Origin of the sequence: Zwartia hollandica, from assembly GCF_019923725.1 — a bacterium.
Taxonomy (GTDB): Bacteria; Pseudomonadota; Gammaproteobacteria; order Burkholderiales; family Burkholderiaceae_B; genus Zwartia; species Zwartia hollandica.
In genome coordinates this window covers 111780-136744 of the sequence record NZ_JAHXRI010000025.1, presented here as the reverse complement: position 1 = coordinate 136744, position 24965 = coordinate 111780, and the positions used below count along the sequence as shown (strand labels likewise).

The 24965-nt window shown below is 53.2% G+C and carries 21 protein-coding genes; 3 read left to right on the top strand and 18 right to left on the bottom strand.

Annotated features, from left to right (window positions below; all coding sequences use genetic code 11):
* Nucleotides 1-22: 22 nt before the first annotated feature.
* The 11 genes from KZZ10_RS15055 to KZZ10_RS15005 all read right to left on the bottom strand — a co-directional run bounded on the left by KZZ10_RS15055 (nt 23) and on the right by KZZ10_RS15005 (nt 11586).
* Complete coding sequence (locus tag KZZ10_RS15055; protein ID WP_259662359.1) at nt 23-1117, bottom strand: TRAP transporter substrate-binding protein; 1095 nt, start codon at nt 1115-1117, stop codon at nt 23-25.
* Nucleotides 1118-1215: 98 nt separating this feature from the next.
* On the bottom strand, nt 1216-2784 hold the full coding sequence (locus tag KZZ10_RS15050; protein WP_259662358.1) for a hydantoinase B/oxoprolinase family protein: 1569 nt from the start codon (nt 2782-2784) through the stop codon (nt 1216-1218).
* On the bottom strand, nt 2781-4901 hold the full coding sequence (locus tag KZZ10_RS15045) for a hydantoinase/oxoprolinase family protein (RefSeq protein ID WP_259662357.1): 2121 nt from the start codon (nt 4899-4901) through the stop codon (nt 2781-2783). Before KZZ10_RS15045 ends, KZZ10_RS15050 begins: the two co-directional genes overlap by 4 nt.
* A 3-nt stretch (nt 4902-4904) precedes the next feature.
* Nucleotides 4905-6221: a tRNA-dihydrouridine synthase gene (locus KZZ10_RS15040; RefSeq protein WP_259662356.1), complete on the bottom strand. Its 1317-nt coding sequence runs from the start codon at nt 6219-6221 to the stop codon at nt 4905-4907.
* Between the two features lie 29 nt (nt 6222-6250).
* Entirely contained in the window at nt 6251-6841 is a 591-nt protein-coding gene (locus tag KZZ10_RS15035; protein ID WP_259662355.1) for a MarR family winged helix-turn-helix transcriptional regulator, read from the bottom strand.
* A 101-nt stretch (nt 6842-6942) separates the two neighbouring features.
* Nucleotides 6943-7716 carry a sulfur oxidation c-type cytochrome SoxA gene (gene soxA, locus KZZ10_RS15030; protein ID WP_259662354.1) on the bottom strand — a complete coding sequence of 258 codons (774 nt, stop codon included), beginning with the start codon at nt 7714-7716 and terminating at the stop codon, nt 6943-6945.
* Nucleotides 7717-7729: 13 nt separating this feature from the next.
* Entirely contained in the window at nt 7730-8059 is a 330-nt protein-coding gene (gene soxZ / locus KZZ10_RS15025) for a thiosulfate oxidation carrier complex protein SoxZ (protein WP_259662353.1), read from the bottom strand.
* Nucleotides 8056-8502, bottom strand: a complete 447-nt coding sequence (locus KZZ10_RS15020) for a SoxY-related AACIE arm protein (RefSeq protein WP_259662352.1) — start codon at nt 8500-8502, stop codon at nt 8056-8058. Before KZZ10_RS15020 ends, soxZ begins: the two co-directional genes overlap by 4 nt.
* A complete protein-coding gene (gene soxX / locus KZZ10_RS15015; protein ID WP_259662351.1) occupies nt 8499-8942 on the bottom strand; it encodes a sulfur oxidation c-type cytochrome SoxX in 444 nt (147 codons plus the stop codon). The genes KZZ10_RS15020 and soxX overlap by 4 nt, the downstream gene beginning before the upstream one ends.
* Nucleotides 8939-11128, bottom strand: coding sequence for a xanthine dehydrogenase family protein molybdopterin-binding subunit (locus tag KZZ10_RS15010; RefSeq protein ID WP_259662350.1), 2190 nt, complete (start codon nt 11126-11128; stop codon nt 8939-8941). The genes soxX and KZZ10_RS15010 overlap by 4 nt, the downstream gene beginning before the upstream one ends.
* Nucleotides 11129-11139: 11 nt before the next feature.
* A complete protein-coding gene (locus tag KZZ10_RS15005; protein ID WP_311133566.1) occupies nt 11140-11586 on the bottom strand; it encodes a (2Fe-2S)-binding protein in 447 nt (148 codons plus the stop codon).
* A gap of 183 nt (nt 11587-11769) precedes the next feature.
* Between KZZ10_RS15005 and KZZ10_RS15000 the strand changes: the two genes are divergently transcribed.
* A complete protein-coding gene (locus KZZ10_RS15000; RefSeq protein WP_259662348.1) occupies nt 11770-12762 on the top strand; it encodes an NADP-dependent oxidoreductase in 993 nt (330 codons plus the stop codon).
* A 16-nt stretch (nt 12763-12778) separates the two neighbouring features.
* Here KZZ10_RS15000 and KZZ10_RS14995 read toward each other — a convergent pair whose 3' ends face one another.
* From KZZ10_RS14995 to KZZ10_RS14985, 3 genes are read right to left on the bottom strand one after another with little or no spacing between them, the layout of a single operon-like run.
* Nucleotides 12779-13351 (bottom strand): TMEM165/GDT1 family protein, encoded by a 573-nt coding sequence (locus KZZ10_RS14995; RefSeq protein WP_259662437.1) that lies wholly within the window; start codon nt 13349-13351, stop codon nt 12779-12781.
* Complete coding sequence (locus tag KZZ10_RS14990; protein ID WP_259662347.1) at nt 13351-13812, bottom strand: cyanophycin metabolism-associated DUF1854 family protein; 462 nt, start codon at nt 13810-13812, stop codon at nt 13351-13353. Before KZZ10_RS14990 ends, KZZ10_RS14995 begins: the two co-directional genes overlap by 1 nt.
* The gene (locus KZZ10_RS14985) at nt 13812-16097 is read right to left on the bottom strand and encodes a cyanophycin metabolism-associated ABC transporter (RefSeq protein WP_259662346.1); all 2286 of its coding nucleotides are present in this window, start codon (nt 16095-16097) and stop codon (nt 13812-13814) included. Before KZZ10_RS14985 ends, KZZ10_RS14990 begins: the two co-directional genes overlap by 1 nt.
* A 226-nt stretch (nt 16098-16323) precedes the next feature.
* Here KZZ10_RS14985 and KZZ10_RS14980 point away from each other — a divergent pair, with 226 nt between their 5' ends.
* Together KZZ10_RS14980 and cphA are read left to right on the top strand one after the other, a co-directional pair.
* On the top strand, nt 16324-18495 hold the full coding sequence (locus tag KZZ10_RS14980; RefSeq protein WP_259662345.1) for a cyanophycin synthetase: 2172 nt from the start codon (nt 16324-16326) through the stop codon (nt 18493-18495).
* 66 nt (nt 18496-18561) lie between these two features.
* Nucleotides 18562-21132, top strand: coding sequence for a cyanophycin synthetase (gene cphA, locus KZZ10_RS14975; protein ID WP_259662344.1), 2571 nt, complete (start codon nt 18562-18564; stop codon nt 21130-21132).
* Here cphA and phaR read toward each other — a convergent pair.
* The 4 genes from phaR to pgeF all read right to left on the bottom strand — a co-directional run bounded on the left by phaR (nt 21129) and on the right by pgeF (nt 24939).
* Complete coding sequence (gene phaR / locus KZZ10_RS14970) at nt 21129-21653, bottom strand: polyhydroxyalkanoate synthesis repressor PhaR (protein WP_259662343.1); 525 nt, start codon at nt 21651-21653, stop codon at nt 21129-21131. The genes cphA and phaR overlap by 4 nt on opposite strands.
* A 41-nt stretch (nt 21654-21694) precedes the next feature.
* A complete protein-coding gene (gene phbB, locus KZZ10_RS14965; RefSeq protein WP_259662342.1) occupies nt 21695-22432 on the bottom strand; it encodes an acetoacetyl-CoA reductase in 738 nt (245 codons plus the stop codon).
* Between the two features lie 40 nt (nt 22433-22472).
* A complete protein-coding gene (locus tag KZZ10_RS14960; RefSeq protein WP_375372582.1) occupies nt 22473-24095 on the bottom strand; it encodes a PHA/PHB synthase family protein in 1623 nt (540 codons plus the stop codon).
* A gap of 91 nt (nt 24096-24186) precedes the next feature.
* Entirely contained in the window at nt 24187-24939 is a 753-nt protein-coding gene (pgeF, locus tag KZZ10_RS14955; RefSeq protein WP_259662435.1) for a peptidoglycan editing factor PgeF, read from the bottom strand.
* Between the last annotated feature and the right edge of the window lie 26 nt (nt 24940-24965).

The window sequence follows — 24965 nt, the reverse complement described above, 5'->3', positions numbered from 1 at the left end:
TTTCTCACATCAAAAAAATGAATTAACGACGTCCAACCGCAGCGTAGGTGTAGTTATCCAAAGAGGCTTCGGACAAACGGAACCAGCTAGCTTCGCTTTGCTGGAATGCTTGCCACTGCGGGAAAATCTTCGCAAAGTCAGGATTCTTTGCCGAAAGCTCCGTCCACAGCTCTTGCGATGCCTTGTAGGTTGCATCCATCACATCACGAGGGAAGATGCTGACCTTCGCACCACCACCAATGAGCTTGCGCAGCGCGTCTGGGTTCTTGGCGTCATAGTTAGCCAACATCTTGAGAGTCTGCTCGTTACAGGCGACTTCAAATGCAGCTTGGTAAGCGGGTGGCAAAGCTGCAAAGGCCTTGTCATTGACCATTGTTGTAATGGACGCGCTACCTTCAAACCAACCAGGCGCATAATAAAACGGCGCAACCTTGTTCAGACCCAACTTCAAATCGTCATGCGGACCAATCCACTCGGCCGCGTCGATCGTTCCCTTTTCTAGCGACGAATAAATATCGCTAGCTGGAATCTGTTGCGGCACCGAACCAAGCTTGGACAACACCATGCCACCAATACCACCGATTCGGATCTTCAACCCTTTGAGGTCTTCAACCGACTTAATCTCTTTGCGGTACCAACCACCCATCTGCACACCAACGTTACCGCTAGTAAAGTTGATAATGTTGAATTTTTTGTAAACTTCCCGCACGAGCTCAAGACCGCCGCCATACATCATCCAGGCATTGTGCTGACGCGCGTTCAAGCCATAACTCAAGCCTGTGTCAAACGCTAGTGCATTGTTCTTGCCTAAAAAGTACGTGCTCAAGGTGTGATTACACTCAACTGTTTGATTGCTGACCGCATCCATCGTTTGTGCCGCAGGAAGAATCTCACCTCCGGCAAACACACGGATGTCAAACTTCCCATCAGTAATCTGACCGACACGCTTAGCGAGCTCTTCTGCCGAGCCATAAATGGTATCGAGATTTTTAGGCCAACTTGTAGCCATACGCCACCTGACCTGTGGCGTGCCCTGCGCAAAGGCAGGTGCACCTAGTGTGGCAAGACCAGCACCGGCGACGGTAGCGGTTTTAGTGAGAAAGCGACGACGTTGCATACGAATCTCCTGACGGTAAAAGGTAGGTTAAGTGAGCATACTGATAGGTCTAACAAAGATCAACAACTCTAATTTCTACAACTCTAACTCTTTGGAGGCTAGGGCTTAATTCCATAACCTCCGCCTCCGGGCAAGGCAAGCTCAAGGGTATCCCCCTCAACCATGTCCACGACGCCCTTAGGATTCTGCACCGGCTGCCCATTTAGAAGCACATGCCCAGTACGACCAGCCGAACCGCCCTCGATGCCCTTCGCAGGAATTCGCGTGCGTTCCGTTAATAACGAGACTCGGAGCCGACCCGGCCAACGCGACTGGAAGGAAACTTTTTGCCCCATTCCACCGCGATGGGCTCCTTCGCCACCTGACCCATCGATCAAACTTTTGCTGCGAAAGAGAACCGGCGAAAGCATCTCAGCAACCTCGACGGGCGTATTAGAAATATTGGCCGGAAAACCTGCTGCCGGCGCTCCATCACGGTCGCGCATCGCGCCCATTCCGCCGTTAAAAAACAAGATGCTCGAGAAGGAGGTGCCACGCACAGTGTCAACACCGCGCATCAAAACAGACCAAAGCGGTGTGCCACTATCTGCCTGCACTTTACCTGGCATGACCGAGGACAAGGCATCAAATACCGCGGCCTGCAGTTGGTGTCCGATCAGATGCCGCGCGCCTACTGCAGCAGGGGGCTTCGCATTAACAATCGTCCCCTCTGGCGCGATTACCTTGAACAATCGGGTGAAGCCATCATTATTCGGTATGCCCGGTGAGAGCAAGCACTTAAAGGGATAGATCGTATAGGCGTAGGTATGATTGAAGGTCTCATTAATGCCAAATCTCACCTGCCCAGTACTACCGCTGTAATCGACGGTGACACCGTCAGGCGTGACAGTCAAGGTTGCCTCGATGCGGACCGTTTCGTCCCAGCCATCAGATTCAACCGAGCCTCGGTACACGCCAGGGGGGATTTTGCGGAGTTCGCGCAGTGCCGCATCTTCTGAGGCTTTAAAGATTGCGCCTGCAATTTCTCGGATATCTGGAATTCCGTACTCTTCAAGCAGCTCAATTAAGCGGCGCTCGGCAACGCGTAAGGCACCTACTTGCGCTTCTATGTCGCCACGCACTTGCTGGGGCAGTCGAACATTCGCCTCAAGCATTTGCATGACCCAGGGATTGAACGTACCCTCCTCGGCAAGCTTGACGACGGGAAACCGAATACCCTCCTCATAGACCTCGCCCGCATCGGCAGACCACTGTCGCCCACCGATATCAGAGAGGTGTGCGACAGCCATCGCATACGCAACCAAACGACCTTTAAAGAAGATGGGCGCTACCATGGTCGCATCAGGAAGATGTCCCGTACCAATCCAAGGATCGTTGGTGAACAGAATATCCCCAGGCTTTAACTGCTCCTGAGGCATGACCTTCAAGATACCTTTGAGTGATAAAGGTGCCGTTCCGATAAAGCCCGGGATGCTCAGTGAGGATTGCGCAACGAGACGCGCTTCAGTGTCGAGCAAGACACACGCAAAATCATTCGACTCTCTTACCACTGTAGAAAAGGAGGTTCGCTTAAGCGTTGCACCGGCCTCATCCGTAATCGCAATAAGACGATTCCAATAAATTTCTAAATCGATGGGACTCATAGCAGTCTGATTTGTCTGTGTCATGCGGAATGCCCTTGTTTCGCGCCCAATGTGATACGTAGGTTCGCGTGCTCATCCAACCTAAAACGGTCGCCGGGACCAATCACCACCGTTGATCCAGGCTGCTCTATCAAGGCAGGTCCAGCGTAATCCTCACCCAACCGCAAGGCAGTTACGTCCATAACTGGCGTATCGATATAAACGCCTTGATCGGGGAAAAAGGCCGAGCGCATCCGAGGTTTTGTCGAAACGTCACTCACCCCACCTTGTGTACCGTCGCCCACAACCGTCTTTGGCGCTGGAGCGGAACCCTCGACGCGCCAATTCACGGCCTCAACGCGCTGAGCAGTCAACTGACCGCCAAAGCGCTGTGCATACGCTTTAGCAAAGGCCGCTTCAATGTCGGATTGCCTTGCCGCAGTAAGTGCTGCTGGCAGCTCTGTTTCAACTTCGAAACCCTGCCCCACATAACGCATATCCGCGCTTCGCCGAAACTGTATGTCCTTACTCGCCACCCCTGCGGTAGCGAGCTCCTGGCGTAGTGTTTCCTCCATGCCCTGAAGCAGCGCCTCGGTAGCCGCCCAATCCATATCTGCCAGCCGTACAAACTTAGTACGAACAAGATCCATTTTCATGGGGGCAACCAATAATCCAAACGCAGAAAATACTCCGGCGTTTGCAGGCACTAAAACCGCTTGGCAACCACTGCGGCGCGCAACTTCGCGCGCATGGATGGGACCCGCGCCACCAAACGCTAACAGGGTATAACGCCTGATGTCGCGACCGTTTTCAACCGCGTGAATTTTTGCGGCGACCGCCATATGCTCACAAACGATGCGATGGATACCATTCGCAGCCTCGATCACAGAAATCCCCAATGGATCTGCCACATGCGTTTTAATCGCCTGCTCAGCAAGCTCTAAGCGTAAGCGGACAGCACCGCTTAATGTTCCTTGTGGATCCAGATAGCCCAATACCAAGGCTGCATCGGTCACCGTCGGGCGCTCACCTCCTAGCCCGTAACATGCGGGACCAGGACTCGATCCTGCACTATGCGGACCAACCTTTAGCAATCCGGTCGTGTCTACATGCGCAATACTGCCGCCGCCCGCGCCGATTTCAATTAAATCGACCGTCGGTAAGCGGACGGGTAAACCGCTACCCTTTTTAAAGCGCTCTTGCCGGGCAGCCTCAAACTCTGTCGTGATAGACGGACGGCCATTCGAAATAAGACACGCCTTAGCAGTTGTCCCTCCCATATCAAACGCCATCACATCGGCAGTCTTAGCTAGCCGCGCTGCATAGGCAGCACCGAGCGCACCCGCGGCTGGCCCAGACTCCAACATACGGATAGGCATACGCTCACCCAACTGTCGAGAAATAACGCCGCCGTTGGATTGCATGATATGCAGGGTCGCGTTCAGCCCAGTTTGACGCAGACCATCTTCAATTGCGCTGAGATAATGTCCCACCATCGGCATCACACACGCATTCAATACGGTCGCAACCGAGCGCTCGTACTCACGCATCTCGCCTAGCACTTCACTCGAAAGCGATACACACAAGTCAGGGGCAACACGCTGAATGACCTCCTTGATACGCTGCTCATGCGAGGGGTTGCTATAACTATGCAGCAGACACACAGCGATCGCACGCACCCCTGCCTCTTTAAGCTGACCCACGACGCGCTCAACGTCCGCGTCATCTAACGGGTGCACAACGGCGCCTGAGGCGTCGACACGCTCCTGGACCTCCATACGCAAGTGTCGGGGCACGATTGCGTCAGGGCCTGGTGCAGTGAGGTCGTAGAGGTCATACCGAAGCTCACGGGCGATTTCCAATACGTCACGAAAACCGGCGGTCGTAATCAAACCCGTGACAGCACCTTTTCGTTCGATCACAAGGTTTGTCACAGCCGTCGTAGCGCCCACCACCACATCTGTCACCTGCGACAGAGTCAGACCGTGCTCTTTAAGCATCGCCAAAAGACCTGTGCGTATCGGAAGTACGACATCACCGACGCCCGTCAGCACTTTAGCGGTCAGGGCACTACCATCAGAACCAAGCAATACCAGGTCGGTGAACGTTCCCCCGATATCAAAAGCGAAGCGGTACTGCAATGGAGATTTCCCAGCTGACATCAATTACCCCTTGACCTTCGATAGCTTGATGCCACGTTCAAATCCTTTCTCGAATTTTTTGTTTTCAAATACATCTGGCTTGATTTGAAAGAACTCTTTGAGCGCACGCTGCTCCTCGGTCGTCGTGTGCATCGTCGTCGCATCAAAGGGACAGGTTTGTGTACACATCTCACACCCGATGCAATTTGCATGGATGGATTCAACACTCCCATCGCCTTGCGCTAAGGCATCATAAAAACAAGTTTGGATGCAAATCGTACAGCTCGGATTCTTACAGGCCTCGCTTGCGATCTCGCTGTGCATGCGTGGCTTGCGAAACTGCTCACCATAATCTTTTACCGCCTGGCGTGAAGCGATACCTGTCATGGATGCAATATCAGGATAGCCGTGAGTATCCATGAAGGTATCGAGTCCGTTGATCATACTAGGCAAGTACTTGATACCTTTGAGCATCAGTACAGAACCAACCTGCACCAAGGGTGCACCGGTCATGATGAACTCGACGATATCGCGGTGGTCGTAAATACCGTTTGATCCTGTAATGGGCATCCCAAGTTCGGTATAGATGCGATTGACCCAACGTAACGAGAGCGCCTTAGCCCAAACCCCACCGATCCCTGCTGGGCCTCCAAGGCGAGGCAAGCCTGTTTCAATATCAACCGAAAAGCCTGTGTAGCGATTGGTTGCCGTCACTGCTGAGGCACCGGCCTCTTTTACTGCGCGCGCAACATCCAACACTCGAGACTGGTCCGGTGTGAGCTTGATCACAACGGGAATCTTCACCGCCTCACACACACGCGCCGTCACTTCACGAGCGATTTCTGGTTCCTGTCCGATCATCGAACCGCCATGCACGCCAGGCATCATGGCTGGGTGAGGACACCCAAAATTCAACTCCACCATTGGAAGACCACAGTCCTCGATCGTGCGACAGATGTCAATCCAACTCTGCATCGTCTTGCCACCAGCGCTACCGATGAGATGCGAGCCCTGATCTTGTGCGTATTTATTTAGATCCTTGAGATGTGGAATCCATTCACGTAGGGGCGTACTGGAATAGCCTGAACGACTATAAAAAACGAAATTCTTATTTACCTTGCCTTTGATGGGTTCATTCTTTTCGTTCAAGATCGCATATTTTGAGTTCTGCGTCAGTCGCGCCATATCCTCGATGTCGGTCAGGGTCTTGATGATCATGCCGCCCGCACCAGCATCGACACATTCACGAATAACCTCTGGACTATTCGTGGTCTCAATCGAGGCAATGACGACTGGGTTCTTAAACTTAATTCCACAAAAATCTAACGACAGATCAGCCATACTATTTCTCCAAATCGAATAATTTCAAATCACACAGAATTTTGTTTACGCTTGCGGCGTGCGTCTAACGCATTCCCGCCGGGACGCAACGAAGTGCGGCCGCTCTCATTATTTGCTTCTACTAGCCTTACCAACAGGTCAAGAAACATACGTCGCTCCGCCGGCACAAGCGGCTCTAACAACTGTTGCTGCGATAACTGCATATCCCGCTGATAGCGCTGTACGAATTTTTTTCCTGCAGGTGTTGTCAGACAGAGCTTACGGCGGCGGTTTAGTGGATCAACGACCCTTGAAACGAGGCCACGGTCTTCGAGCCTTTTGAGTATCTCGGCTACGTTGGCGGGGTCGAGCCCCATCTCCTCCCCAATCGTCGCTTGATCAACGCCGGGCCGCATCATCAAAACACTTAATAGCCCAAACTGAATGGGCGTCACTTGACCATCTGCAACTTGCTCGATAAACATCGCAACGTGAATTTGGTGCAGCCGACGAATCAGATATCCAGGACGATCCCAAATCGTGTGTGGAGCCCCGCTCGCTTGCCTTTTGGAGTCGACAGTTGGTACGACGACTAAGGCCGCCCTTCCTTTACCTTCGCCAGCTCCCAAGCTCTTTGCCACGCGACTTCCCGCCCAATCGTTTGTATACGAACGGTTCGTATACTGATGATTGATTGTCAATCCTGCCGGATAGGTGTGTCAAGAGAAATATCGGCGCAAACCTAGGGTCGAACCCCCGGGGTTTCCATTAGCATCCCGCGCGCGCGCCACATCAAAAACAGTTCAAGCTCAACGAGCTCTTTTGAACCAAGCGCGAACGGCTCGGCTCTAACTCCCGTCATGCAGTTGCGCAGGCGCCGCTGCAAAGAACCGACGGATTGCCACTCCAAACGGTATAGCGGATAGGCGGTGGGATGACCCTGCGGGATAGGGTTTCCCCCAAGCTTTTGCCCCGACCGCTCGGCGTGGCATTGCGCGCAAGAGAGATTGAGTTGCCCTAGCTTCTCATAAAACAATGTTTTGCCCGCTTCAAGCGCAAGAGCATTCACAGGCGTTATCTGAATGGTAATTGGCAGGCCTTTCGATTGCTGTCCAATATAGGACGTTAGCGCAAGTAAAGGTTTGCTCTCGGGCGCATAAGGCTCACCCTCTTGGCGCGTCTGACGGCACACATTGACCTGATCCGACAAGCTCAGCAGATTTGAGCCCACAAATTTAGGGAAGCTGGCAGCTACGCCTTTCATTGAGGTGGACTCTGCACCATGACATGTCGCACACGCAATCTGGCGCTTACCTGAAGGTGTTTGCCAGAGCGACTCGCCATCCAACACCCAAAACGTTGCTGGATTCTGTGACGGATCATCTTGCATGCTGCGATTTTCCGGCGACATCAGCGCATAACTCGACTGACGCGCAGACCCCACCGGATCTGCCCAGGCGCAGGCAGAAAACAAACACGCTAGCCACAACCAGCAACAACGTGCGAGACGGCGCATCAACACCAACAGATCACGAAACGGTTAACTGGCTGGTGACGCTCGACGCATAGCCGTTATCACCTATCCACTTAAACTCAAGCGACCCAGTCTCGGTTGCAACAGTAAAAAAGTTAATCACAGGATTCGCACCAACACCTGGGTGAAGATCCGCACGAAAAACTTCCTGCCCGTTATATGTGCAAACAAACTCACGAATGATATCGCGGGGGATGCGTTCACCTTGCTGTGTGTGCCGAAAGCCAGATTCCATGTCGTGCTGAACAATCACTCTAATGGCGATCACTTCACCCTTTGTCGCGACCTTTGGCATCGTGACTAGCGTACGTGAAGTCTTACTCATACGACCTCCGTACAGGCAGCTAGGGTCACCAAGGTTTCAGCATACCCACGCCAAAACGACCCATCGCTCATCTGGGCGATAGCCCAGACCCGCTGAGAGTTCGCTAAACGAATGCGGGTGCCAATTTCTGCTCGACCTGCACGCGGCCCAAGGAAGAAGCTCACGATATTTGGCAAGGGATTGCCTTCCGCAATTAAGTGCACTGCCTTGACATGATCCGCCTGCGTCATCGGACTTTCGACCGAGACTTTGATCGTCACGAGATTGCCATTCTCAACCAGCGCAGGTAACTCAAGCGTAACCTTGCCCGCGCGCGGCGTAGCAGAGCCCATGATCGCCTTCATGGCGGCCAGCGCCTCATCCTCCGTCGCATGCGAAGCAAAAAAGGACGCCAACCCAACAGCACCCATCGCCATCACAAAGGTTCTTCGATTTGTTGTCACGGTTTCAAGCTCACTAAAAACGCTACGACATCTTCAATCTCTTGGCCAGTCAATAATGTTTTACCGGCATACCCCGGAGCAACTCGGCTCAACCCACTAGACCGATAATAAGCCGGCATAATCGTCTCGGGATTAAAGACGCTTGCATCAACAATACGAGCTCGCAACTGACTCGCCGTCAGCCGCTGCGCACTCACACCAAGGTCAGGTGCCATGTTGCCCTGGAAACGCTCCTCGGGAAAAGGACCGCTGTGGCAAAGAATGCAAAGCCCGCTTTGTCGACTTAAAACAATTGCCCTACCCCGAACAGCATCCCCTGGCTGACTCGCCAAAGGCTCGGGAATCTCGTGCCCAGAGCGAATCTGCGCAAAGCTTGTAGTGGGTGCTACGAACGACACGATCGTCGCAAGCAACGCCCCACCAACAAGCCTTAAGGTCATACCAACGTAAAGCCACTCTTCTTGAGTGGCACATCACGCAAGCGCTTCCCAGTCGCGCGATAAATCGCGTTCAGCACTGCAGGGGCTGCCACGCAAATCGTTGGCTCACCGATGCCGCCCCAGTCTTTCCCACCACCTTCAATGATGATGGTCTCAACTTTTGGCATTTGCGCCAAACGGATCGAACCAAACGTATCGAAGTTCTTCTGCTCGACACGACCATCTTTGATAGTGCACTCTTCTTCGAACAAGGCAGACAAGCCATACACAAACGAACCCGAGACTTGGCGCTCGATCTGCGCAGGATTCACTGCATAACCACAATCTGTTGCGGCAACGATGCGATGGATCTTCACTTTATTGCCATCGGTCACAGACAGTTCTGCAGCCGCAGCAACATAGCTACCAAAGGCAGTCATTTGCGCGACTCCGCGGAACACGCCTTTTGCAGCAGGCTTGGTCCAGCCGATCCCGTCCGCAACTGCGTTCAGCACGGCTAAGTTACGCGGGAACTTACCCATGTACTTGCGGCGGAACTCAACGGCATCGACTCCAGCGGCCTCAGCCATCTCATCCATGAAGCACTCAATAAAGATTGCGTTCTGGTTGACGTTCACACCACGCCAGAAGCCTGGAGGCACATGCGTATTGCGCATGGCGTGATCCATCAACTGGTTAGGGAACTCGTAACCGAAGCCATGCTCACCGCCATCAAACACACCCTGGAACACCAGAGGGTCGCGACCTTTTTGCTGAGCCACTACTGCGGGACGCACAGCTGCCAAAATCGATTGGCCCGACAGTCGCATATGCACGCCCGTCAAATTCTTGTTGGCATCAAAGGAGCCTGTGAGCTTACACATCATGACGGGGTGGTAACGACCCTGTGTCATATCTTCTTCACGCGTCCAGATCAGTTTGATCGGTGTACCAGGCATCTGCTTAGCGATATTGACCGCCTGCGTGGTGTAGTCCTGGAAGGCACCGCGGCGACCAAAGCCACCACCCAAATTAATCTTGTAGACCTCACACTTATCGCCAGGCAAACCGGATGCAGCAATCACTGCGGCTAAGGATGCTTCGCCGTCTTGCGTAGGCACCCACGCTTCACAACGCTCTGGTGTCCACTTTGCCGTTGCGTTCATCGGCTCCATCGGGGCATGGTTCAAGAATGGATAGAAGTACGTTGACTCGACTTTTTTCGCAGCACCCGCAATCGCTGCCTTGGTATCCCCGCGCGTATTGCCGACAAAGGCCTGCTCAGCCGTCAACCCTTCCTTGAGCGATTCTGCGATCGAGGCACTGCTCACCTTACCATTTGCACCTTCGTCCCAAACGATTGGGAGGGCATCCAGTGCAGTCTTAGCAATCCAAAAGGTGTCTGCAACAACGGCAACAGCGGTATCACCCACCTGTACAACTTTTTTCACGCCCTTCATCCCGGAGATTTTGGCGGCATCAAAACTCTTAACCTTGCCACCAAACACTGGGGATTCTTTGATCGTTGCAACCAACATGCCGGGCAGTGTTAAATCAATGCCGTATACCTGTTTGCCGGTCACTTTATCTTCGAAAGTGTCAATACGCTGTACCGACTTGCCAATGATCTTCCAGGACTTGGGGTCCTTCAAAGTAATCTCGGTAGGCACAGGCAACTTCGATGCAGCCAACGCCACTTTACCGAAGGTTGTTTTACGCCCGCTCGGTGTGTGTGTGATCACGCTTTCGGCTGCGACGCATTCGGCGGCCGGCACTTTCCACTCATCAGCAGCGGCCTGCACCAACATCATGCGAGCAGCAGCCCCACCCTTGCGCACGTATTGTTCAGAGGTGCGGATACCACGGCTACCGCCAGTGGAGAAGTCACCCCAAGGACGCTTGCGAGCCAAGCTTTGACCGGGAGTTGGATATTCAGTCGTGACTTTTTTCCAGTCGCACTCAAGCTCTTCGGCGACCATCTGCGCTAGACCAGTGATCGTGCCCTGCCCCATTTCTGAGCGCACAACACGCACGACAACGGTGTCGTCAGGCTTCACAACCACCCACACACCGATCTCAGGTGTCGCGGCGACCGATTGTGCGGAGCTGATGAAGGGAAACTGCAAACCAATTGCAAGACCTGTGCTGACTGCAGTCGAGCCAACAATAAACTGTCTGCGGGAAGGATTCGGGACGCGTGCATTCATGTGAAGACCCCTTAGGCTTTAGCAACAGAGTGGATCGCAGCGCGGACTTCTTGGAAGCTTCCGCAGCGGCAAATATTTGTCATCGCGGCATCAATATCCGCGTCAGTTGGTTTTGACTTCTTCGCCAACAAATCAGTCGCAGCCATCAACATACCTGACTGACAAAAGCCGCACTGTGGCACTTGATGATCGATCCAGGCTTGTTGCAATTTCGTCAGCTTGCCATTTGTCGCGAGACCCTCAACGGTCTGCACATTTTTGCCTGCGGCTGCAGACACAGGAATCACACACGAGCGAATAGCCTGCCCTTCCAACATGACGGTACAGGAACCGCACTGCGCGATACCGCAACCGTACTTCGTACCTGTCAAACCAACTTGCTCGCGAATCACCCAAAGCAGAGGCGTGGTGGGGTCGACATCGACGCTGTGATCTTTACCATTAACTTTTAGCTGTATCGCCATTTGGGTGCTCCCGCAGGTGGAAAGTAGGAATAAACTGATCCGATAGTAACTGAGGTAAACACCGCAGTCACGAGATCCTTACTGCAATTAAGCCTTGAAAACTGGGGCTTACTAAGCAACTGCAAAAAGGATTCCTTTATGAGCATTTACCCTAATTAACTAAACTTTGTCGAGCCCATGCAAAACAAACTTGTAAGACTCGCTAGCCGCCCAACCGGCTGGGTGCGCGCTGACAACTTCGAACTTGTCGAGGCGCCAATGCCGGCGCCACTCGAGGGCGAGGTGCTGATTCAAAACGACTGGCTGTCTTTAGATCCCTATATGCGCAGTCGTATATCAGACGCAAAGTCTTACGCCAAGGGCGTCAATCCAGGGGATGTGATGGTCGGCGGAGCGGTCGGCACCGTCGTCGAATCTCGCTCGAGCGCATTTGCGGTGGGGGACACTGTACTGGCAGCGAGCGGCTGGCGACTCTACGCAACGATGCCGGCTCAAGCTGTCACAAAAATAGACGCCTCCCGCGTTCGCGCCTCTGCCTATCTTGGCGTTCTTGGTATGCCAGGCATTACAGCCTGGACTGGACTGATCGATATCTGTCAGCCCAAACTGGGCGAGACGGTCGTCGTCGATGCCGCTTCTGGGGCTGTAGGAAGTGTGGTGGGCCAACTCGCCAAACAAGTGGGCTGCCGCGTTGTGGGCGTAGCGGGAGGGCGAGCAAAATGTGAATATGTGGTCAACGAATTAGGCTTTGACGCCTGCGTCGATCACCGCGCAACAGACTTTCACGCTCAGCTTGACGCGCTACTTCCCAATGGCATTGACTGTCTTTTTGAAAATGTTGGGGGCGAAATTTTTGAGACTCTGCTTGCACGCATGAATGTTTTCTCGCGCGTCGCATTGTGTGGAATGGTATCCGAATTCAATCGAGAGCCCCACGCGCATCGCACATTGAGATCTATCCTGATCAATCGTATTCGGGTGCAAGGCTTCATCGTCTCGGACAAACTCGATACGTGGCCCGCGATTCGCGCGCAGCTGATCGACCGCGTCGTGAGTGGCCAGCTAAAATTTAAAGAATCGGTCGTGGAAGGCTTGGAGACTGCGCCTCAAGCTTTCGTCGGTTTGCTGCGAGGTGAAAACTTCGGCAAGCAGTTAGTCAAGCTACGGTGAAGGTTTAAAAGCTTCGCTACCCTGTGGTGAGCGAACCCACATCAAATAAAGCGAGCAAACCAAGAATCGCAAATAGAATCGCGGCAACAATATGCACAGTGCGCATGGGCACTGCGCGGGTGATGCGGTCACCGAGCAGCACTGCGGGTGCGTTAGCCAGCATCATTCCGGCTGTTGTCCCCATCACAACAGCCCAGAGAGACGAATACTGCGCGGCAAGCGCCACCGTCGCGAACTGCGTCTTATCACCCATCTCTGCCAAGAAAAAGGCAACGACGGTCGTTAAAAAAATACCACCCTTAGGAGCAGCATCCGTGTCATCGAGCTTGTCTGGAATCAAGATCCAAACTGCCATACCTAAAAACGAAACACCCAACACCCAGCGCATCACTGAGGGTCCAAACCAGTGCATGAGCCACGAGCCAAGCGCCCCCGCCACAGCATGATTCAAGAGCGTCGCGACAAAAATACCCAAAATGATCGGTACAGGCTTGCGATAACGTGCTGCCAACACTAAAGAAAGCAGCTGGGTTTTGTCGCCCATTTCGGCAAGGGCCACAATCCCCGTTGACATCAAAAAGGCTTCAATCATAAAAATCGATCAAGTATTCGGCGACTATTCTTATCGAGTTGCAGCATGTCGGCCAAATAAAAACGCATCCCGTGACTATCCGTAATAATCAAAGCTGCACTGGCTAAGCGCCGAATATCCTCTTCCCCCTTGAGCACGAACCTCGTGGTTCCGCGATCGGTCACAACATCCCACGTACTCGGCGTCGAATAGGTCGACACGTTGGCAATACTCAAAATAGTTGGCATCACTTCACGCGACGCGATCTCCTCCAAAATCAGACTGCGGACATCCTCTGTGAGCTCCTCTAAGTGGTCGATCCAAACAAGCTCCTTGCCTTGAACACCCACAAGTGCAACGTAATCGTCGGGTGCGTGCACCGGAAAAGCACGAACCGGCAACACGCCTTCATGCACTACTCCATCGGAAAGAGTAAGAACCAAGCGACCTGCTTGATTACGCGTCAACTGGAAATCCATCAGACTTTACCCCCAGATCCAGGACTCTCAAGGGGGGGCTCTGCATCGACTTGGCGGGTCTGGGCTTCATAAAGATCGTAGTAAGCACCGCCTCTGGCCATCAAGTCTTCGTGATTTCCAATTTCTACAATTGCGCCGCGGTCTAGCACGACGAGCCTGTCGGCTTTGCGTAGCGTGCTTAGCCTGTGTGCAATCGCAATCGTCGTTCGGCCTTGTATGAGATTGTCGAGTGCCTCTTGAATTTCCATTTCAGTTGTGGTGTCGACCGAGGAGGTTGCCTCATCCAAAATGAGGATCCGTGGATCAATTAGCAGCGCACGTGCGATCGAGATACGCTGGCGCTCACCACCAGACAACGCCTGTCCACGCTCCCCCACCAACGAGTCATAGCCTTGCGGTAGACGCAAAATAAAGTCATGCGCACGTGCGGCACGTGCGGCAGCGATGATCTCCTCGCGGGAGGCCTCGGGCTTGCCATACGCAATGTTTTCCGCAATCGTACCGAAGAACAAGAACGGCTCTTGCAAAACAAGACCAATGTTGCGGCGGTAAGAATTCAAGGAATAAGAACGAATATCCACTCCGTCAACTCGAATACCACCTTCAGTCACATCATAAAAACGACAGATCAAATTCACTAGCGAACTCTTACCCGAACCGCTATGTCCGACTAAACCAATCATCTCTCCAGCACCAATATCGAGACTGACGTTCTTGAGCACACTGCGACTTCCATAGCGAAATCCAATATTACGAATTTCGATCTTGCCCTCCATACGCTCTAGCGGGACTGGACGCTGCGCGTCCGGGACGCTGGATACGTGATCGAGAATATCGAAAATGCGCTTTGCGCCCGCTGCGGCCTGTTGGGTGTGGGAAACGATACGACTCATTGAGTCAAGTCGCGTATAAAAGCGTGCAATGTACGCGAGGAAGGCGGCAAGCACACCAACTGTGATAGCGCTTGACGCCACTTGCGAAATACCAAAGATCCACACAACCAACAAACCCACTTCCGTCAGCAGCGTCACCGTCGGTGCAAAAAGCGCCCAAACTTTGTTGATGCGATCATTCACAGTTAAGTAGCGATCATTGGCTTCACGAAAACGTCCAACTTCTCGATTCTCTTGTGCAAAGGCTTTCACCACACGAATCCCTGGGATCGTATCCGCGAGCACATTGGTCAATTCGCTCCAAGACCTATCTACCTTCTCAAAGCCGAAGCGCAAGCGATCCCGGACTAGGTGAATCAGCCAGATAATTAAAGGCAAAGGAATCAGCGTGGTCATAGCCAACCACGGATCAATCGAAATCAAAATGACGGCTGTCATGACGATCATGAGCACATCATTTAAGAAGTCGAGCAAATGGAGGGATAAAAATAAATTGATGCGATCCGTCTCTGCACCAATCCGCGCCATCAAGTCGCCGGTACGTTTTCCACCGAAATACTGTAGGGACAACGTCTGTAAGTGCCTGAAGGTTGTAGTGCGTAGATCGGCGCCGATACGTTCGCTCACCCACGCTAATAAATAAGTGCGAGCCCAGCCAAGTAACCAGGCCAGTAATGCAGCAACGACAACACCCGTCAAATAAAACGCGACCAAGTCATAATCGATCGGCTTGCCGTTTTGAAACGGAATCAAGACGTCGTCCATTAACGGCATGGTTAGGTACGGCGGAACGAGCGTTGCCGCAGTGGACAGCAACGTCAGAATCAAACCAACAATCAGTGCGCCACGGTAGGGTGCGGCAAATCGCGCAAGTCGCAGGAGCGCCCAGGTATCGGTAGGGCCGACCGGGTCATCGTCACACACGGCGCACTCGTCTTGATCCGGCGCATAAGGCGTGCCACACGTCGGACAGGAAGCTGCATCGACCACAACAGCAGCATCGGGGTTCACCAGCTTTTGCTGCACAAAACCGAAGGAATCGGTGAGTCGGCTCACGGCAGGCGCCATGCCCAAAGTATGTCGCCAAGCGGCGAGTCGATGTCCTTCCTTAAAAAGTTCGATTGTGCCAACACCAGCGTGATCGCGATGTTGCAGAGTGTGGCCTGCCGATATGTTCCAAGTGAGCCAGTCCACGCCGTTCGGTGCTCGTGACAGGAGGCGTCGTGACGTCAGTACGATGGCGCCTGTAGTGAAATAAAGCTTCTCGTCCAGATCGGGCTCTAGCCAGGCTAATACTTGCTCATCGGGCTCGAGCAAAGCCCTTGCGGCGCTAGACCAGCCACTTGGCAACGTTAAGTTGAGCGGGGACTCTGCAGTTGAGAGTGGCGTCATGTCAGCGGCTCGGTATGCCCAGGCTCAAAGACCACCCACTTCAACAAAAAGCGGTTCATCGGATGAATTTGGCTAGCTCGGATTATCATTAAACAGCGCAAGTATAACGACCAACCCGCAACCTAGAGACTGACCGAGCCTAGCTAATTGCACCAAGCCATGTTTTTACTGCGATAATGAGACAAAGCCGCAATTGCTGCGGCGCAGCATCGCTTATTATTTCACCATGAGTCAACGCCACATTACGATCCAGCGTCTGGTTAACCTAAAAGGGCCAAACATCTGGACCTATCGGCCCGTTCTCGAGGCATGGATCGATTTCGGCGAACTAATCAAGCTATCACCACAACGCCTCGACGAGACCTATGCGCGTCTAAGAGAGGCACTACCGACCTTGCTAAGCCCAGGTGCAGGCATCGAAGCGTCGAAAGGCTTTGCCAAGCTGTTTGAAAATGGTCAGTGGACCCCTGCGACGGTTGAACACGTTACGCTTGCCTTACAACAGCTCGCAGGCCTCCCGGGCGGCTTCGGTGAGACTCGAGCGACCGACACGCCTGGTTTGTTTAAGGTCGTTGTGCGCGCCTGGCATGAGATCGTCACGCACAAAGCGCTTGAGTCATCTATCGCGCTAATTTGCGGTGCAGTCGATGGGTCCGTCCCTCCGGTTGGGCCCTTCGTGGATACATTACACACGCTTAGAATCAAGCATTGCTTGGGGCCGAGCACGGCCTGTATTGTCGACGCCGCAGATGACCGTGACATCCCAGCCATCAGGCTCAGTGCCGGCAATCTGCTGCAATTAGGGTATGGCATCAACCAGCGCCGTATCTGGACCGCAGAAACCGACAATACCGGTGCGATTGCTGAGACCATCTCACGCGATAAGGATTTGACGAAATCGCTTTTGCAATCTTGTGGCGTACCTGTACCAGTCGGTCAAGCGGTCGACAGCGCCGCCCAAGCTTGGGAAGTCGCTCAAGAGCTAGGCTTACCCGTTGTCGTCAAACCGAGTGATGGCAATCATGGCCGAGGCGTTTTCACCAACTTGTCGACCCAAGCAGAAATTCTTGCCGCCTACCCCTTGGCCGAGCAAGAGGGCTCCGGTGTGCTTGTTGAGCGCTTCATTGCGGGCTTTGAACATCGCCTGCTCATCGTGGGGGGGAAACTCATTGCGGCTGCACGCGGGCAATATGCCTGTGTCACCGGCGATGGCAAAAGCGGCATCCGCACCTTAATTGAATCACAACTCAATGCAGACCCCTTACGCGGACGCGAAGAAGACCTTCCGCTCAATTACATCAAGCTCGACTCTGTTGTAGAGCTGGAAATCGCACGGCAAGGACTGTCTTGGGAATCTATTCCTGCGCTAGGGCAGACGGTCGTCATTCAGCGTAACGGTAATGTTGCCATTGACTGCACAGAGGAAGTGCATCCAGATATCGCGTCAACCGCTTGTACTGCTGCCCGTATTGTTGGTTTAGACATCGCCGGCATTGATCTCGTCGTCCAAGACATTTCCAAGCCACTTATCGAACAGCAAGGGGCGATTGTAGAGGTCAATGCGGGACCAGGTTTACTCATGCATTTAAAACCGGCAGTCGGCCAGGCACGCCAAGTCGGTCGCGATATCGTTGGCTATACCTTTCCCCCTGGTGACATGGCTCGCGTGCCGGTGGTCGGCATTACCGGCACCTACGGCAAAAGCATGGTGGGGAAAATTCTCTATCACCTCTTATGTCTGCATGGATGGAATACAGGCTTGTCCACCACAGAGGGGTTGTTCGTGCAGCGGCGCAAGCTTCACGCCGGCAACAGTGCCAACCACGAAAACGCGAGACGTGTGTTACTCAACCGTGAAGTGCAAGCAGTCGTGCTAGAAAACGGCGCAAAGCAAATTCTGAGCGAAGGCCTGACCTACGAGCGTTGCGAAGTCGGCATCATCACCAATATTGACTGGGACCAGGACTTATCTGAGTTCAATATCCACTCACCTCTTGAGCGCAGTGACGTCTACCGCACACAGATGGATGTGGTCTTGCCCTCAGGCATGGCGGTTCTTCTGGCCGATGATCCGAAATTGCTTGCGTTAGCCCAGTACTGCGATGGACAAGTCACACTGTTTAGCAAATCTGCGGCGACACCCACCCTGGTGGAACATGTTGCCGCCGGTCACAGAGGGGTGTTTATCGATCACGGACAACTTGTCATGGCCGAGGGTGCTCGACGCTATAACCTCTGCAATGTGTCGGCGATCGGATGTACCGAACAAGCTCGAAATCATCAACAAATCTGTAATGTTCTGGCTGCTGCTGCGGCGGCTTGGGCACTCGGTGTTTCGCTTGAACTAATCGAAGCTGGACTCTTGAGCTTTGATCCAAATACAGCCCTCCCTTCATGATCAATTGCCCTCACTGCGCTAATATTCTGCCATTGCGGTGAGCATCGTTTTTCCACAGGAAAATAAATGGAAGTTTCTCGTATTCGTGCGTTGCGTGGCCCTAATTTGTGGAGTAAACATACTGCGATCGAAGCGGTCGTTACCTGCGTCGGTCCAGAAGCCGATCTCGACCAGATCCCCGAATTTGTCACGCGTCTACGCGCACGCTTCCCAGACGTTAAACCCTTGCGGCCCTTTGGCCATAAAGAGCCGATCAGCGTCGCACACGCTCTGGAAGCCGTCGGCTTAGGCCTGCAAGCTGCCGCTGGTTGCCCCGTTGCGTTCGGGCGAACGATTGCGACACCTGAACCGGGTGTTTACCAAATTGTGTTTCAGTACACCGAAGAACCTGTGGGCCGTCTAGCGATGGATCTAGCCGAGGCTCTTTGCCTGGCCGCCCTAAGCGACGAACCCTTTGACATCAAACTCGCCTTGTCCAAACTACGCGAACTCGATGAGGATGTGCGTCTTGGGCCCAGCACCGGCTCAATCGTTGACGCGGCGCTTGCGCGTGGTGTGCCCTATCGCCGCCTAACAGAAGGTAGTCTTGTGCAGTTCGGTTGGGGTAGTAAACAGCGACGCATTCAAGCGGCAGAGACAAGCAATACCAGTGCGATCGCTGAAGCGATCGCGCAAGATAAAGATCTGACGAAGATGCTCCTTGAGGCTGCGGGCGTTCCTGTGCCAACAGGCTTCGTGGTATCTGACGAAGAGCGCGCTTGGGAAATCGCAAACAGAATTGGACTACCCGTTGTAGTTAAACCGCGGGATGGCAATCAGGGCAAAGGTGTTGCAGTCAACATCGAGACAAGGGACCAGCTAGCAAAAGCCTTTGGCGTGGCAAGCGAGATCAGTCGCGATGTAATTGTGGAGCAATACATTCCAGGTCACGACTTCCGGATGCTCGTGATTGGCAACAAATTAATCGCTGCAGCACGTAGAGACCCTCCAAATGTCATTGGTGACGGCGTACACACAATTGCACAACTCGTGGAGCAAGTAAATCAGGACCCCTTGCGCGGCGACGGTCACGCGACAGCGCTCACCAAAATTCGCTTTGACGATATCGCGATTGCGACGCTGGCTAACCAAGGTTTGACCTCCCAATCCGTCCCTGAGAAAGGTAGCCGGATTCTGTTGCGTAACAACGCAAACCTAAGTACGGGTGGAAGCGCGACAGATGTCACCGACGAGGTACATCCAGAATTAGCGGCACGCATTGTCACGGCAGCGCAAATGGTGGGCCTCGACATCGCTGGAGTCGACCTGGTGGCTGAAACCGTCGCTAAACCAATGGAAGAGCAACGCGCCGGTATCGTTGAGATCAATGCGGCACCTGGCTTGCGTATGCACTTAAGCCCCTCTTTTGGTAAGGCACGTCCCGTGGGCGAGGCGATCGTCTCAACCATGTTCAGCGACGGCGACAATGCACGCATACCAGTGGTAGCCGTGACAGGAACGAATGGCAAAACGACCACTGTACGGCTGACAGCCCATTTACTCAGAACAAGCGGCAAACGCACTGGCATGACAAACTCTGATGGCGTCTATATTGAACAACGCTGCATCGACACTGGGGATTGCAGTGGGCCACGCAGTGCCCGTAACGTACTAATGCATCCAGATGTCGATGCCGCAGTATTGGAAACTGCGCGTGGAGGCATCTTGCGCGAAGGCCTCGCTTTTGATCAATGCGATGTCGCGATCGTCACGAACATTGGCATCGGCGATCACCTCGGGATGAACTTCATCAACACCACAGACGGGATTGCTCTCGTGAAGCGCGTCATCGTTCAGAACGTTGCACCGCATGGCAGTGCCGTGCTCAATGCTGCAGACCCAATGGTTGTGGGGATGACGGACGCGTGCCCGGGCTCGGTCACCTTCTTCTCACACGACAAGCTATTACCTGCTTTGAACACGCATCGCGCCCAAGGTAAGCGTGTCGTGTTTGTTGATGGAGAGCACATCGTCTGCAGCGAGGCCGGCAAAGAGCACCGAATTCCTCTGAAAGCCATCCCACTAACACGAAACGGTACGATCACGTTTCAAACAGAAAATGCGATGGCGTCTATCGCTGCAGCTTGGGCACTCGGGCTGGACTGGAGCATCATTGAAATGGGCTTAGCCACTTTTGTGAATGACGCCCAAACCGCCCCCGGACGCTTCAATGTCTTTGACTACCGTGGTGCAACGGTCATCGCCGACTATGGCCATAACCCCGATGCGATTCTGGCACTTATCCAAGCGATCGAAACCATCCCCGCAAACAAACGTATGGTTGTCATTAGCGGCGCAGGAGATCGTCGCGATGAAGACATCATCCAGCAAACGGAAATCCTAGGACAAGCCTTCGATCAAGCGATTCTTTATCAAGACCAGTGCCAGCGCGGACGCGAAGACGGTGAGGTATTGGCGCTGCTGCAGTTGGGCCTGAAAAACGCGACGCGCACAAAGGAAATCATAGAGATCCGTGGCGAGTTTATTGCCATTGATACGGCGCTAGCAAAAATGCAGCCAGGGCACCTCTGTTTGATACTAGTGGACCAAGTGCAAGAAGCACTTGATCACCTAGCCAAACGTATCGCTGAAGCCTAGCTCTTACTTTTCTCGTTTGCGCCAGTTGGTGCAAACGGGAAAGCGGAAAATAAATTTTTACTTTGCTCCACATAACTATTCATCATGTTTTGCAAGGCAGGCGTTTGAGCAGTCATTAATTGCGTCCAAGCCTCGGGCGAGAATTGATTCGCGCCACCATAAAGACCTTTTGACTGCTCACTCATTCGGTCTTGCACCTCCATAAAGACTTGGATGTTTTTCTCGAGATACGAGCCCATCATCCCTTGCATGGCGTGGCCATAAAAGCGAATCACTTGGGCAAGCATCGTTGAAGAAAACATTGGTACGCCACCGCTTTCTTCTTCCAGAATAATCTGCAACAAAATGCTGCGTGTGAGGTCTTCAGCAGACTTCGCATCGACTACTTTGAATGATTCGTTCTCGAGTACCAATTGCTTGACATCAGCCAAGGTAATGTAGGTGCTCGTTTGTGTATCGTACAACCGACGGTTGGGATACTTCTTAATCAACCGCACGGTTGCATCTGCTGCTTCAGTCATTACATTCCCCAATACTTGTTTTAATTTTAACTACAGTGGGCTTAGCCCATATGCAAACCACCATTTAACGAGAAGTCTGCACCGGTGGAAAAGCCCGATTCTTCCGAGGCGATCCACGCCACAATCGATGCGATTTCTTCAGGACGTCCCAAACGCTTGACCGGGATGGTCGACACGATTTTTTCAAGCACATCCGGCCGAATCGCACGAACCATATCGGTCCCGATATAGCCAGGCGATACGGTATTCACCGTCACGCCCTTGCTGGCAACCTCAAGGGCCAAAGACATTGTAAAACCATGGATGCCTGCTTTTGCTGTCGCGTAATTACACTGACCAAACTGGCCCTTTTGCCCGTTCACAGAGCTGATATTGACGATGCGACCAAAACCGCGATCAGCCATCCCATCAATGACTTGTTTCGTCACATTGAACAAACTATTCAAGTTTGTATCCATCACGGCGCGCCAATCGTCCGCCGTCATTTTACGAAACACACCGTCACGCGTGATACCTGCGTTGTTTACCAAGACATCCACCGGACCATGCTCGTCGCGCACCTTTTTGAAGGCCGCAGAGCAGGAGTCCCAATCCGAGACGTTACCCACCGATGCGAAAAACGTGTAACCCAAGGCTGCCTGCTCATCAATCCACTGCTGATGATCACGGCTAGGGCCGCAACCAGCGATCACAGTCATTCCTTCTTTCGACAATCTTTGACAAATTGCGGTACCGATGCCACCCATACCGCCAGTTACGTAAGCAATCTTTGTACTCATCGTCTTCTCCCTTTGCCGAATTTATCGGCTTGGCACCACACTAAACTGCTCTAACCTTTACATAGGACCCAGGCGCTGCCTCGATCACCTTGTGCTGAGTATTTCCCAAGGACTTGGCCGTTTTGATCTTCTTGCCGCTATGCGCGGCCAACCATTCGTACCAATCCGGCCACCAACTTCCTGGTACTTCAGCAGCCTGCGCTTCCCACTTCGCTGGATCGGTGTGCGAGGCCTTATCACTAGCGACCCAATAATTGCGCTTTTTCTTAGCAGGCGGATTGATCACTCCTGCGATATGGCCAGATGCACCGAGCACAAAACGGTTATCGCCTGAGAACAAAGACATCGAGGCGAAGGCCGAGCGCCAGGGAACAATATGATCTTCCCGCGACGCATAAATATAGGTGGGCATATTCAGCTTGCGTAGATCGATGCGCTCTCCACAACAAGTCAGCTTATTTGGTAAGCGCAACTTGTTTTCGAGGTAGGTATTACGGAAATACCAAGTGAAGAAGGGCCCGGGCAAATTCGTGCTATCGCCGTTCCAGAACAACAGGTCAAACGCTGCAGGCGTTTCACCTTTCAAATAGTTGGAAACCACATAGTTCCACACCAATTCATTCGGACGTAAAAATGAGAATGTTGCGCCGAGCTCACGCGCAGACATCAAGCCGCCTTGACCAATTTGCTGCTCGCGCAACTTGGCATGTTGCTCATCGACAAAGACGCCGAGTGCCCCAGTGTCTTTAAAATCAACCATTGAAGTCAGCATGGTTAAAGCGGCGACCGGTTGTTCGCCACGCGCTGCGGCGACTGCCAGCGCTGTGGCCAATACCGTCCCCCCGACGCAAAAGCCCAGCGCATTGATCTGCTTTTGACCGGAGATTTCACGCGTCACGTCAATGGCTTTGAGAACGCCCTCTTCTAAATAATCATCCCATGTTGCGCGATCGATACCATCCTTGTCTTGCTCTAAGGGATTGCGCCAGGACACCAGAAATACCGTAAAGCCTTGCTCTACCGCATGACGAACGAACGAGTTCTCGGGCTGGAGATCTAAAATGTAAAACTTGTTGATGCAGGGTGGTACCAACAGGATCGGACGCTGAAATACAGTGGCGGTGGATGGTGCGTATTGAATCAGTTGAAAGAACCGATTCTGAAACACCACGGCACCCTGAGTCGTCGCGACGTTCTCACCAACCTGAAACTTTGTTTCATCGGTCTGAGTGATACGCCCCCGCTGCACATCTGATAACAAATTCTTTAAGCCTGCGACTAAGCTTTCGCCACCCGAATCGACTAAAGCAGCCTGCGCGTCAGGATTTGTGGCAAAAAAATTAGCGGGAGATAACGCATCGACCCACTGCATAACTGAAAACTGCAAACGGTCCTTCACGTCAGGCGTCACATCAGAAGCCTCGACCATTTTGCCCATGGCATTCGCCGACAAAAGGTACAAATGCGCCATCATCAAATGCGCGGGACTACTCGCCCAAGCGGGTGCAGCAAAGCGTCGGTCTTTAATTGGAGCCAAATGACCGGTCGCAGCATCCTGGGAGAGTTGTTGCCAGCCTTGCATAAAGTCTTGCTGGATTTTTGTGAGTGTCTCGGAGGGCACCCCGGTTGGGATTTGCCAACCTTCTGGGAAAGGAAAGTTCAATTCAAAATCCTATGGGACGGTTTTGACTTCATTTTGCAGCGCAATAAGAATCGTGCGCTGCAATATGATGATTGTCAATGGGGTTATTTGCTTAGCCAAGCCAAACAAGTGTCGCCATACGTCCCGTCTGGCGATCCCGTCGATAAGAAAAGAATTTCTTAGCCCCATCGAGAGTCTGATCTGTCACAGTGCAACAGTCAGACCTCTCGACCTGCTGGATGCCTAGACGTAATAATCGTCGCTCAGCCAAACCCGCTAAATCGGCACGCCATTTGCCGAGCTCGACCGGATCAACCACAAAAAGGCCTGTACTAGGATCCCCATCCTGCCCAAAAGCGAGCCGCACATCCTCGCCCACCTGAAACGCACGAGCACCGATGCCAGGACCGATCCATGCGCGCCAGTTACAAACGCCGCTGCGGCCCAGTATCTGGCGCTTACGCAGCAGTTGTCCAAACATTGCTTCGAGTACGCCGCCCGCCAAGCCTTTCCAGCCAGCATGGGCTGCTCCCACAACGCTCCCTGCGTCATCTGCGATCACAACAGATAGGCAATCCGCAGTTAGCACCGCAAGAACGCGTCCTGGTTGTGAGGTCACGCTCGCATCGGCACGAGGTGCTGCGCCCTGCTCCTGGCATTGCGCGGGATCATCGGCATCAATCACCCGAATGCCATGCACCTGATTAAGCCAGACGGGATCCGCCGGTAACAATCCCCGCAGGATCTGTCGGTTTTTATGAACAACTTCTGGGATATCTCCTGCACCCAAGCCTAGGTTAAAGTTTTCATAAGGTGCACTACCCACTCCGCCTGCCCTTGTGGTGCAAAACATTTGCACACCCATCCACGGCGTATGTGGCAACACAAGCT